Origin of the sequence: Staphylococcus schweitzeri (assembly GCF_002902405.1) — a bacterium.
Classification (GTDB): domain Bacteria; phylum Bacillota; class Bacilli; order Staphylococcales; family Staphylococcaceae; genus Staphylococcus; species Staphylococcus schweitzeri.
This window is the reverse complement of record NZ_PPQS01000009.1, coordinates 11307-23116: the sequence shown is the minus strand read 5'-3', so window position 1 is coordinate 23116 and position 11810 is coordinate 11307. Positions and strand designations below refer to the sequence as shown.

14 protein-coding genes are annotated in these 11810 nt (G+C 34.4%); 9 read left to right on the top strand and 5 right to left on the bottom strand.

Translation table 11 applies throughout. From position 1 onward, the window contains the following. The first annotated feature begins 83 nt into the window (after positions 1–83). From ptsG to CD116_RS02105, 4 genes are all read left to right on the top strand, one after another. The gene (gene ptsG / locus CD116_RS02120) at positions 84–2150 is read left to right on the top strand and encodes a glucose-specific PTS transporter subunit IIBC (RefSeq protein ID WP_047548094.1); all 2067 of its coding nucleotides are present in this window, start codon (positions 84–86) and stop codon (positions 2148–2150) included. A 378-nt stretch (positions 2151–2528) separates the two neighbouring features. Next, a complete protein-coding gene (locus tag CD116_RS02115; RefSeq protein ID WP_047548093.1) occupies positions 2529–2939 on the top strand; it encodes an acyl-CoA thioesterase in 411 nt (136 codons plus the stop codon). Between the two features lie 41 nt (positions 2940–2980). Next, positions 2981–3307 (top strand): thioredoxin family protein, encoded by a 327-nt coding sequence (locus CD116_RS02110; protein ID WP_047548092.1) that lies wholly within the window; start codon positions 2981–2983, stop codon positions 3305–3307. A gap of 150 nt (positions 3308–3457) precedes the next feature. Further along, on the top strand, positions 3458–4426 hold the full coding sequence (locus tag CD116_RS02105; RefSeq protein WP_047548091.1) for an alpha/beta hydrolase fold domain-containing protein: 969 nt from the start codon (positions 3458–3460) through the stop codon (positions 4424–4426). Between the two features lie 81 nt (positions 4427–4507). On the opposite strand, the gene CD116_RS02100 is transcribed toward CD116_RS02105, so the two are convergent. After that, entirely contained in the window at positions 4508–5443 is a 936-nt protein-coding gene (locus CD116_RS02100; RefSeq protein ID WP_078101636.1) for a DMT family transporter, read from the bottom strand. Between the two features lie 181 nt (positions 5444–5624). Further along, positions 5625–5828, bottom strand: a complete 204-nt coding sequence (locus tag CD116_RS02095; RefSeq protein ID WP_047548089.1) for a hypothetical protein — start codon at positions 5826–5828, stop codon at positions 5625–5627. Between the two features lie 540 nt (positions 5829–6368). On the opposite strand from CD116_RS02095, the gene CD116_RS02090 reads away from it, so the two are divergent. The 4 genes from CD116_RS02090 (at position 6369) to CD116_RS02075 (ending at position 9345) form a co-directional block, all read left to right on the top strand. Beyond that, complete coding sequence (locus CD116_RS02090; protein ID WP_047426567.1) at positions 6369–7412, top strand: PTS sugar transporter subunit IIC; 1044 nt, start codon at positions 6369–6371, stop codon at positions 7410–7412. 2 nt (positions 7413–7414) lie between these two features. Beyond that, the gene (gene sdaAB, locus CD116_RS02085; protein WP_047532050.1) at positions 7415–8095 is read left to right on the top strand and encodes an L-serine ammonia-lyase, iron-sulfur-dependent subunit beta; all 681 of its coding nucleotides are present in this window, start codon (positions 7415–7417) and stop codon (positions 8093–8095) included. Positions 8096–8108: 13 nt separating this feature from the next. Further along, positions 8109–9008 (top strand): L-serine ammonia-lyase, iron-sulfur-dependent, subunit alpha, encoded by a 900-nt coding sequence (gene sdaAA, locus CD116_RS02080; RefSeq protein ID WP_047532052.1) that lies wholly within the window; start codon positions 8109–8111, stop codon positions 9006–9008. Positions 9009–9174: 166 nt separating this feature from the next. After that, complete coding sequence (locus tag CD116_RS02075) at positions 9175–9345, top strand: hypothetical protein (protein ID WP_001549802.1); 171 nt, start codon at positions 9175–9177, stop codon at positions 9343–9345. 193 nt (positions 9346–9538) lie between these two features. Here the strand turns inward: CD116_RS02075 and CD116_RS02070 are convergent, their stop codons facing one another. Beyond that, complete coding sequence (locus tag CD116_RS02070) at positions 9539–10030, bottom strand: GNAT family N-acetyltransferase (protein WP_047548088.1); 492 nt, start codon at positions 10028–10030, stop codon at positions 9539–9541. 194 nt (positions 10031–10224) lie between these two features. Here CD116_RS02070 and srtA point away from each other — a divergent pair, with 194 nt between their 5' ends. Continuing rightward, the gene (srtA, locus tag CD116_RS02065; protein WP_047548087.1) at positions 10225–10845 is read left to right on the top strand and encodes a class A sortase SrtA; all 621 of its coding nucleotides are present in this window, start codon (positions 10225–10227) and stop codon (positions 10843–10845) included. Positions 10846–11007: 162 nt separating this feature from the next. Here srtA and CD116_RS02060 read toward each other — a convergent pair whose 3' ends face one another. Both CD116_RS02060 and CD116_RS13805 read right to left on the bottom strand, forming a co-directional pair. After that, entirely contained in the window at positions 11008–11739 is a 732-nt protein-coding gene (locus CD116_RS02060) for a peptide ABC transporter permease (protein ID WP_078101634.1), read from the bottom strand. A gap of 5 nt (positions 11740–11744) precedes the next feature. After that, on the bottom strand, positions 11745–11810 hold a 66-nt coding region (locus tag CD116_RS13805; protein WP_240625076.1), incomplete at its 5' end, for a hypothetical protein.

Below are 11810 nucleotides of genomic sequence, written 5' to 3'. Positions count from 1 at the left end.
CAACCGTACTATGAGAATAGTCTTGTTTGTTCATGCCTGCTTTTTTGTACATGGAAGCGGAAATTGAGATAGGGGATGTTTATATGTTTAAGAAATTGTTTGGACAATTGCAACGTATCGGTAAAGCATTAATGTTACCTGTTGCGATTTTACCAGCAGCTGGTATTTTATTAGCGTTTGGCAACGCAATGCACAACGAACAATTAGTAGAAATTGCACCATGGTTAAAAAACGATATCATTGTAATGATTTCGTCGGTCATGGAAGCAGCAGGACAAGTTGTATTTGATAACTTGCCATTATTATTTGCAGTTGGTACAGCACTTGGATTAGCAGGAGGAGACGGTGTTGCAGCATTAGCAGCGCTAGTAGGTTACTTAATTATGAATGCAACAATGGGGAAAGTGTTGCACATTACTATTGATGACATTTTCTCATATGCTAAAGGGGCAAAAGAATTAAGTCAAGCAGCGAAAGAACCAGCACATGCCTTAGTATTAGGTATTCCAACATTACAAACGGGTGTGTTTGGTGGTATTATCATGGGTGCTTTAGCCGCATGGTGCTACAACAAATTTTATAATATTTCACTACCACCATTTTTAGGATTCTTTGCAGGTAAACGATTTGTACCGATTGTGACATCGGTCGTAGCAATTGCAACAGGTGTGGTTTTAAGCTTTGCGTGGCCACCAATTCAAGACGGTTTAAATAGTTTATCGAATTTCTTATTAAATAAAAATTTAACATTAACAACATTTATATTCGGTATTATTGAACGTTCATTAATTCCGTTTGGTTTACATCATATTTTCTATTCACCATTCTGGTTTGAATTCGGAAATTATACAAATCATGCAGGGGAATTAGTTCGTGGTGATCAACGTATTTGGATGGCACAATTGAAAGACGGCGTACCATTTACTGCTGGTGCATTTACTACTGGTAAATATCCATTCATGATGTTTGGTTTACCAGCGGCAGCATTTGCTATTTATAAAAATGCACGACCAGAACGTAAAAAAGTCGTTGGTGGTTTAATGTTATCAGCAGGATTAACTGCATTTTTAACTGGTATCACTGAACCATTAGAATTTTCATTCTTATTTGTAGCACCAGTACTTTACGGTATCCATGTAATATTAGCTGGTACTTCATTCTTAGTGATGCATTTATTGGGCGTTAAAATTGGTATGACATTCTCAGGTGGGTTCATAGATTATATTTTATATGGTTTATTAAACTGGGATCGTACACATGCGTTATTAGTTATTCCAGTCGGTATTGTTTACGCTATCGTGTATTACTTCTTATTCGACTTTGCGATTCGTAAGTTTAAATTGAAAACACCAGGTCGTGAAGATGAAGAAACTGAAATTCGTAACTCAAGTGTCGCTAAATTACCGTTTGATGTATTAGATGCAATGGGTGGAAAAGAAAACATTAAACATTTAGATGCATGTATTACACGTCTACGTGTAGAAGTGGTTGATAAATCAAAAGTAGATGTAGCAGGCATTAAAGCTTTAGGGGCCTCAGGTGTATTAGAAGTTGGAAACAATATGCAAGCTATCTTCGGTCCAAAATCAGATCAAATTAAACATGATATGGCGAAGATTATGAGTGGTGAAATTACGAAACCAAGTGAAACGACAGTGACTGAAGAAATGTCAGATGAACCAGTTCATGTAGAAGCACTCGGAACAACAGACATCTATGCACCAGGTGTAGGTCAAATCATTCCATTATCAGAAGTACCTGATCAAGTATTCGCTGGAAAAATGATGGGTGATGGTGTTGGCTTTATTCCTGAAAAAGGTGAAATTGTAGCACCGTTTGATGGTACGGTGAAAACAATCTTCCCTACGAAACATGCGATAGGATTAGAATCTGAAAGTGGTGTCGAAGTACTTATTCATATTGGTATCGATACAGTGAAACTGAATGGCGAAGGATTCGAAAGTCTGATTAATGTTGAAGAAAAAGTAACACAAGGTCAGCCATTAATGAAAGTGAATTTAGCATACTTGAAAGCGCACGCACCAAGCATCGTAACACCAATGATTATTACAAATCTTGAAAATAAAGAACTTGTCATTGAAGATGTACAAGATGCTGATCCAGGTAAGCTAGTTATGACAGTCAAATAATGATTGAAAATGAAATAGCATATCAAATGAATGAACTTTTAGTCATTCGTAGTGCGTATGCGAAGTAGCGAGTTGAAAGAGAATACGTTACAAAAGGCAGTAGCTTAAAATGAAGCTACTGCCTTTTTAGTGCGCAATGATGTATAGCAGGTGTGTTGATGAGAATAACGGAGATATTAGTTTGAATTACAGAAAGCATTGCTTGCACTTTTGACACGTTTTAGAAAAATGCATCTTTGCGACTAGCCAAATTAATAGCGTCATTGAAAAGTTTGATTTTCTTTATAAAGCTCAATTACTTGTATTTTTATCATGAAAGTAATAAAAATAAATTAACATGATTTTAAATCAATTTGTAATGTTAGGAGATTTGTCATTATGACAACAGAAGGATTGTTAGTTGCAGAGAAAGAAATCGAAGTAAATGGTTACGACATTGATGCAATGGGTGTCGTCAGTAATATCGTTTATATTAGATGGTTCGAAGATTTGAGAACAGTTTTTATAAATCAGCATATGAATTACTCAACTATGATCAATCAAGGCATTTCACCTATACTTATGAAAACTGAAGCGGAATACAAAGTACCAGTAACGATTCATGATAAACCAGTAGGTCGCATATATTTAGTTAAAGCAAGTAAAATGAAATGGGTGTTTCAGTTTGAAATTGTGTCCGCACATGGCGTGCATTGTATTGGTACACAGACAGGCGGTTTTTACCGATTGAGCGATAAGAAAATTACACGTGTTCCGCAAGTATTTCAAGACATATTAGTAACAAAATAATGACCTCATTTTAAAATATAAAAAGTAAGAAGGTGTTCGAAATGGTTAAGCAATTAAATAGTGTCGAAGCATTCCAAGCATTTATAAATCAGCATCCGTTAGCAGTTGTACATGTCATGCGCGATCAGTGTAGCGTGTGTCATGCCGTTTTACCACAAATTGAAGACTTGATGCAATCATATCCCAATGTGCCATTAGCTGTGATTAATCAAAGTCAGGTGGAAGCTATTGCTGGAGAATTAAATATTTTCACTGTACCTGTGGATTTAATTTTTATGAATGGAAAAGAAATGCATCGTCAAGGCCGATTTATCGATATGCAACGTTTTGAACACCATCTTAAGCAAATGAATGATAGTCTGAATTAAGATGAAAATGAGCGTCAATATTCCTAATGATTAACACTGCCAAAATTATGTGGGCACCATCATTTATTTCCCAGTAAATATTGGTAGTTATAAGAATCAGCATGGTACATTAATACTATAGTAGAAATCATCAAAGAGGAGTGACGACAAATGCGTAAAAAATGGTCTACACTTGCGTTTGGATTTTTAGTAGCGGCATACGCACATATTAGAATTAAAGAAAAACGCAGTGTGAAAAGTTATATGTTAGAACAAGGTATACGATTATCTAGAGCTAAGCGTCGTTTTATGTATAAAGAAGAAGCGATGAAAGCATTAGAAAAAATGGCGCCACAGACAGCAGGTGAATATGAGGGCACCAATTATCAGTTTAAGATGCCAGTAAAAGTGGATAAGCACTTCGGTTCAACCGTTTATACTGTTAACGATAAACAAGATAAGCATCAACGCGTTGTATTATATGCACATGGAGGCGCATGGTTCCAAGACCCACTCAAAATTCATTTCGAATTTATTGATGAACTTGCAGAAACACTCAATGCTAAAGTCATCATGCCGGTGTATCCGAAGATTCCGCATCAAGATTATCAAGCGACATACGTGCTTTTTGAAAAGTTGTATCATGATATGTTAAATCAAGTAGCGAGTCCGCAACAAATCGTCGTGATGGGGGACTCTGCTGGTGGTCAAATCGCTTTATCATTTGCTCAATTATTAAAAGAAAAGCATATAGCTCAACCAGGACATATTGTCTTGATTTCACCAGTGTTAGATGCAACGATGCAGCATCCTGAAATTCCTGACTACTTAAAGAAAGACCCAATGGTAGGTGTGGATGGCAGTGTGTTCTTAGCTGAACAATGGGCAGGCGACACGCCATTAGATAACTACAAAGTATCACCAATTAATGGTGACTTAGATGGTTTAGGTCGTATTACTTTAACTGTTGGCACAAAAGAAGTACTGTACCCAGATGCTTTGAACTTATCGCAATTGTTGAGTGCGAAAGGTATCGAACATGACTTTATACCTGGATATTACCAATTCCATATTTATCCAGTATTTCCGATACCAGAGCGCCGACGCTTTTTATACCAAGTGAAAAATATTATTAACTAAAATAAAAAACTCTGATATCACCTATAATGCAGCTACGTTTATAAAAAGTAGTTACTTGCTAAAGTGATAATCAGAGTTTTCTTATTCATCTATTTCTTTAGGTTGTCTTTTAAGTGATAGTAATAATATCAAGATCATAATAAGAATGATGCCTACGATTTGAAATGGTTTGAATGCCACATGTAACCATAGACTGCTTGCGATAACGGCTACGACAGGTTCAACAGTTCCGAATAATGTTGTTTCTTTCGCTGATATGTATTGTAAACTGTCGATAAAAAAATAAAATGCGAGTGCGGTACCACCGATAATACCAAAGATTAAAAATAATATAATTGATATGTCCCATTTAGTGATATCAATGTGCCAAATTGGATGGCGTAAATTCATCGCAACACCAGAAATAAGCATTGCCCACCCGACAATTAAAATAGAACCATAGCGATTAAGTAATTCTGAAGGATAAATTGTATAAAAAGCGAGTGCTACACCTGCTAAAATACCCCAGAATAAACTTGCAGGATTGACGACTAAATTAGAAAATGAACCATTCGTTAATAATAAAAATGTTCCTAATAGTGTCATGATAATAGCAAGCACATCAAATAATGTTAGTTTTGCAACGCCTCTTATGACAAACCAAATAATAATATAAACTGGCGCAATGTATTGTAGTAATGTTGCAATCGCAGCATTACCTGTATTAATAGATGCCATATATGCATATTGTACAACTAACATGCCCAGTATACTGAAGATAAGTAATTTGCCTAACATACGTCGATCTAGGAATACGCTAAATATAGAACGTTTGGGTTGCATCATTTTGTACATAATAAGTAAGAAAACACCACTGACTACAAGTCGAGCAGTGACGTACCAATCGACATTAATATGCTTATATTTGAACAAGAAATCAGAAACAGTACCACCTAAGCCCCATAAACAAGCACCGACAATGGCAAGTATAATTCCTTTTAAACGCAAAGTTGAATGATTATTCGCCAAGTATCTCACCCCTTTAAAACTTAACACCAACAACATAAAATGTGTCAGCGTTATGATAATGATTTAGTTTATTATATCGATTTTTAAAGGGAAGGGAAATGAGAAAATAAAAAATCATCTAAGATGTAGTGATCTAGATGAGGAGTTAAACTGCAAAGTTTATGCAATTTTATATATAGTAAGATGAGGATTATTTAAATGAAATTTCAGGCAAACTCAAATGTTTTTGCGTAAGAGACCCATGATGAGAATGCTGACTATCTAACACGAAATGTGATACATCATGTCCAGTCATACTTGTATATAAAATAATGGCTAAATAAGAAGTGAACGTTATAAAGATAAGTGCTAAATAGATAGAAATTGCAACTTTAACGGAATGACTCAATTGCATCTTTACCGCCTCCACTTAGTTATACTAAATATTTTCATCTTCAGTATAACCAACCATTGTTAAGTTGATGTAAATGTAGCTTTAAAAAAAGTAAAGATTCAACCTAAAAGCTATCATTATTCCTATCAGAAAACTAAAATTAATATCCTACTTTAATTATCTTATTGCAAATATATGTGTAATAAGTTATTTTTGAATATGGTGTGTTGTTCGTAAAATACGACACAAAAAATAAATCACTCGGAAGTGAATCAGAGCTAACATTTTAAATTTTGCAATCATTTTATATTTGAACTCGTTGGAAAAGTATCAAAAAGATGTCGCAAAATTATTTTATGTATAGAGTAAAAAGTTAATCCGTTAATATTAATGGCAATATAAGCAGTTTTCGAAACAATACATTTTAAAAAACTTTCACAATTATGAAATATTTCACTTAAATATTTGATTTGACAACAGATAAAAGTTGAAAACGTTTTCTTTAGGGTGTACGATGTTTATGGTCTGAAAATAAATTAAATAGAGAGAGGTTTTTGGGAAATGGATATTCTGTTAGGTGTAGGCACATTAGTCTTGGTTTTAGTGATCATGACGCTATTTTTAAAGTATGCACCGTACGGTAAACAAGGACTACAAGCATTGTCCGGTGCGGCTTGTGCGACATTTCTACCACAAGCATTCTTAAGTTACGCTATCGGTGGCGTATTTGATATTAAATTCCTTCAAGATATTGGGGATTTAGCAGGAAGTTTAAGCGGTATTGCAGTAGGTATCTTAACGTGCTTAAATTTAGGCGTTGCACCAGTATTTGCTGTTATTGTTGGTTTAGTATTACATGATTTTAAATTATTACCAGCATTCATCGCAGCATATGGCGTAGCTTTTTTAATTAAGTGGATTGAAAAGAAAGTACCAGAAGGTTTGGACTTAATTGTGGTGATTTTATTTGCACCAGCAATTGCCTTCGGACTTGCATCAATTATCACACCTGGTGTGTTGGCAACATTAAAACAAATAGGTAGTGCTGTCACAGCAGTAGGTGATAATAATCCATATGCATTAGCGGTCATTTTAGGACTAGTAATTCCAGTTACAGGAATGACGCCGCTAAGTTCAATGGTATTAACAAGTTTATTAGGACTTACAGGTGTTCCTATGGCTATTGGGGCACTAACATGTACGGGTAGCTCATTTGTTAACCTTATTTTATTCCGAAAATTAAACATTGGTGGACCATCAAAAGCATTTGCAGTTTGTATTGAGCCATTGACGCAAATTGATTTAATAGCGCAATATCCAGTACAACTATATGGTACAAATGCACTGATTGGGGTCGTCAACGCATGTATCGTGACATTTAGTGGATTAGTAATAGGTGTCAAAGGTATGGCAACACCAATTGCAGGTGCTATCGTATTGTTTGGTTTTAATAATGCAGTGACATCCATTGTAACAATCGCAACAGTGATTATTGTCAGCATTATATTAGCCTATATCATTGGAACGTTAATTAATAAGTTTAATTTAATGAATATCAACTTTAAAATGCCGAGCAAAAAGAATCGTATTAAGGAGAGTGTTTAATTATGGCAAAGAGCTATGATTATCAAAGTGCTTTCGATATTATTGGACCAGTTATGATGGGGCCATCAAGTTCGCATACAGCTGGTGCTGTAAAGATTGGGAATTCAGCACGTGCAATATTGGGAGATATTCCTAAAAATATTGAAATACATTATTATGAATCATTTGCTCAAACACACCAAGGACATGGTACGGATGTCGCTATCGTTGGTGGAGCAATGGGATATTCAACATTTGATAACCGCATTAAATCTGCATTAGAAATTGCAGCTGATGATGGTATTAAAATAGAAATCATTGAAGAAGATGGCGATAGTATAGGTCAACATCCAAACTGTGCTTACATTAAATCTTCTAGTAATGATGGGCGCTACATTGAAATTATCGGTATTTCAATTGGTGGTGGTACAATTAAAATTAAAGGTATCCATATAAATGGATTAGAAGTAGAGTTGAATCATGGACTACCAATTTTAGTTGTAGATGGAAACATGACTAAAGCACAAGTAAATCATTTTATTAACGATATTAATGATATAAAACTGGACTGTAAAGATGAACTTATTAAGATAGATGAAGATAAATGTTTGGTTGTATTACCATTAAATAAAGCAATCTCAGAATCGACATTAAATACAATTAAAGATAAATACAGTGACGTAAACGTTTCCTATATAAATTAGAGGGGGAATAAACATGTTTGATTCAATTAGAGAGACTATAGATTATGCCGTAGAAAATAATATATCATTTGCGGAAATCATGGTTAAAGAAGAAATGGAATTAAGCGGTAAATCACGTGATGAAGTGCGAGCGCAAATGAAACAAAATTTAGATGTTATGCGAGACGCAGTGATTAAAGGCACTACAGGTGATGGCGTTGAGAGTGTAACGGGCTACACTGGTCATGACGCAGCAAAATTGCGTGATTATAATGAAACTCATCATGCTTTATCAGGTTATGAAATGATTGATGCAGTAAAAGGTGCTATCGCAACAAATGAGGTCAATGCTGCTATGGGTATCATTTGTGCAACGCCAACAGCTGGTTCCTCGGGTACCATTCCCGGTGCACTTTTTAAATTAGAAAAAACACATGACTTAACAGAAGAGCAAATGATTGATTTCTTATTTACATCAGCATTGTTTGGACGTGTCGTAGCTAACAATGCAAGTGTAGCTGGTGCAACAGGTGGGTGCCAAGCAGAAGTTGGTTCAGCCTCTGCAATGGCGGCAGCTGCAGCAGTAGCTATTTTCGGTGGATCGCCAGAAGCCTCTGGACACGCAATGGCATTAGCGATAAGTAATTTATTAGGGTTAGTTTGTGATCCAGTAGCAGGACTTGTTGAAATACCTTGTGTTATGAGAAATGCAATTGGTTCAGGTAACGCTTTAATTTCAGCGGATTTAGCATTAGCAGGTATAGAAAGTAGAATTCCTGTTGATGAAGTTATTGAAGCAATGGATAAGGTTGGTCGTAACCTTCCTGCATCATTACGTGAAACTGGATTGGGTGGACTAGCAGGCACACCAACTGGCGAAGCAATTAAACGTAAAATTTTTGGTACAGCTGAAGAAATGGTTAAAAATAATTAATGAGATAACAATAAAATATAGATAAAAAGAAGCATCTGTCTGGGCCATTAGTTCCAGATAGATGCTTCTTAATTACCTTTCATAAAGTTGGAAAATTCATTCTAATCAAAATAGTGATTGCAAAAGCGCCCCCGTATATCTAAAATAACTTAAAAGGAGTGATGATATGCTAAGACTATCAATCATCTTTATAGCATTCATCATTAACACGACGATTACATATGGATATACGACTGAGGGAACGTGGGTCAATCTACTATTTAAATCTTTATCACTCAGCATGATTATCGTTTTCATGTTCTACTATATTCGTTTTGTTATTGAGAAAAAGCGTTGAACCAAAGCTATGGGGATAGTATTTGAAATGAAAAAAAGGAACAATGCAAATTGGGGTGGGACAACGAAATAAATTTTGTGAAAACAGCATTTCTGTCCCACTCTCCTGAGAAGTTTGAAATTTTATATGTTGGCTTGTTATGTTAAGTGAATTGACATGGTTGTCTTGTTTATATTATGTGATTCAAACATTACTAGTCTTGTAACTCTAATTCGTAAAATGCTAAATCTAACCATCGATTAAATTTAAAACCTACATTGGTCAGTGTGCCGGCATGCTTAAAAGCAAATTTTTGATGCAACTGAATACTCGCTTTGTTGGAAGCATCAATGCCTGCAACTAGCGCACGATAACCTTTAGCTTTTGCTTCCACAATTAAATGGTGTAGTAATTGACTAGCAATACCTTTGCCTCTAGCTGAAGCATCGACATAAATAGAATGTTCGATTGTATATTGATATGCTGGCCAGGGTCTAAACGAACCGAACGTCGCAAACCCTAAGACACTTCCATTTTCCTCAAATACAAAGATAGGCTCATGATTACGTTGTTTTGTTTCAAACCATGCGATACGTTCGTCTATGGTTTGCGATTCATAAGTATAAACAGCTGTTGTATTAACAATAGCATCGTTGTATATCGCTAATATAGCGTTTAAATCTTCTTTTTTAGCGCATCTAATCATAATAATTCCCCCCTTAATAATCATTAAATACGTTTCGTTATTTGAATGCAAATATGTGTAATGAAATCTAACGTAAAAGTATACATGTAAATTTTATAATATAAAATGAATTGCTATGAGTCATTTTGAAATTAATGGTATACTATATGAAATGTTAATAGGCATTGTGAAATGTATAAAAGGAGCCTTAACGTATGAAAAAATGGACAAATCGATTAATGACAATCGCTGGTATAGTACTTATCCTAGTGGCAGCATATTTGTTTGCTAAACCACATATCGATAATTATCTTCACGATAAAGATAAAGATGAAAAGATTGAACAATATGATAAAAATGTAAAAGAACAGGCGAGTAAAGATAAAAAGCAGCAAGCTAAACCTCAAATTCCGAAAGATAAATCGAAAGTGGCAGGCTATATTGAAATTCCAGATGCTGATATTAAAGAACCAGTATATCCAGGACCAGCAACACCTGAACAATTAAATAGAGGTGTAAGCTTTGCAGAAGAAAATGAATCACTAGATGATCAAAATATTTCAATTGCAGGACATACTTTCATTGACCGTCCGAACTATCAATTTACAAATCTTAAAGTAGCCAAAAAAGGTAGTATGGTGTACTTCAAAGTTGGTAATGAAACACGTAAGTATAAAATGACAAGTATAAGAGATGTTAAGCCTACAGATGTAGAAGTTCTAGATGAACAAAAAGGTAAAGATAAACAATTAACATTAATTACTTGTGATGATTACAATGAAAAGACAGGCGTTTGGGAAACACGTAAAATCTTTGTAGCTACAGAAGTTAAATAATCCATTGCGATAATGGATGAATATATTGAGTGGAAAACAGTCTTGATTGCGAGACTGTTTTTTTTGTTAGGTGTGATGCAACAATGACGACGTGTCATTGGTGGAGATTGTAAAAATACATAATAAAAAGGAGTGACAACGGATGCCGCTCCTTTTTATGTACTACATACCGATTTTCAACCATCTCTTTCTACTTAGTAATAAGACAATAGTATTAACTATAAGTAGAAGAACGAAGAATGATACTGTATTTATAATTTCAGTAGGACATATATATGTTGACTCGTTATTCAATATTTTTTCTACGGCACGATACATCGTGTTGCTCGCCTCAAATGGAGCAACGATACCAAATATATTTTTATTAATGGCAACTAAGATGACTGAACCAATCCAATATACAATGCTGATACCTAAGCTGATTAAAATGTTAGGTGAAACCATACTAATCGTTCCAACAACTAAGATATATTGTAAGATAACGAGTGAAAATAAGATTATTAATAGTAAGTAATGCGAGAAATCAGAATATATAATTGAAATAATTGTGATACTTAGAATTATGAACACTAAACATTCAAAAAATAACACTGCTACCTTTTTATAGAAGAAGGTAAAGATATTATCGCCAATCAATTTATAAAACAGGATATTTTTATTCGAGTACTCTTTATTAATAAAATATGCAATAACAAATGAAAATAATAAGAACCCTAATTGCGTTGCAACAGTATATGAACTGAAGAAAAACTGGCTATAGCTTAAACTTTTAACTTTGTCTATTCCTATTGGTAAAAAATACCCAAGTAAGAAAAGGAATATGAATAGCACACCAAGCGTGTAAATGATTTTATTGGAAATACTTTTTTTAAATTCTAATTTCAAAGTGGACACCTCAATTATAAATTAATGTAATCATTTATGACTTCTTCTTTTGATTGGTACTCTTTTATTTGAAGGTCTTT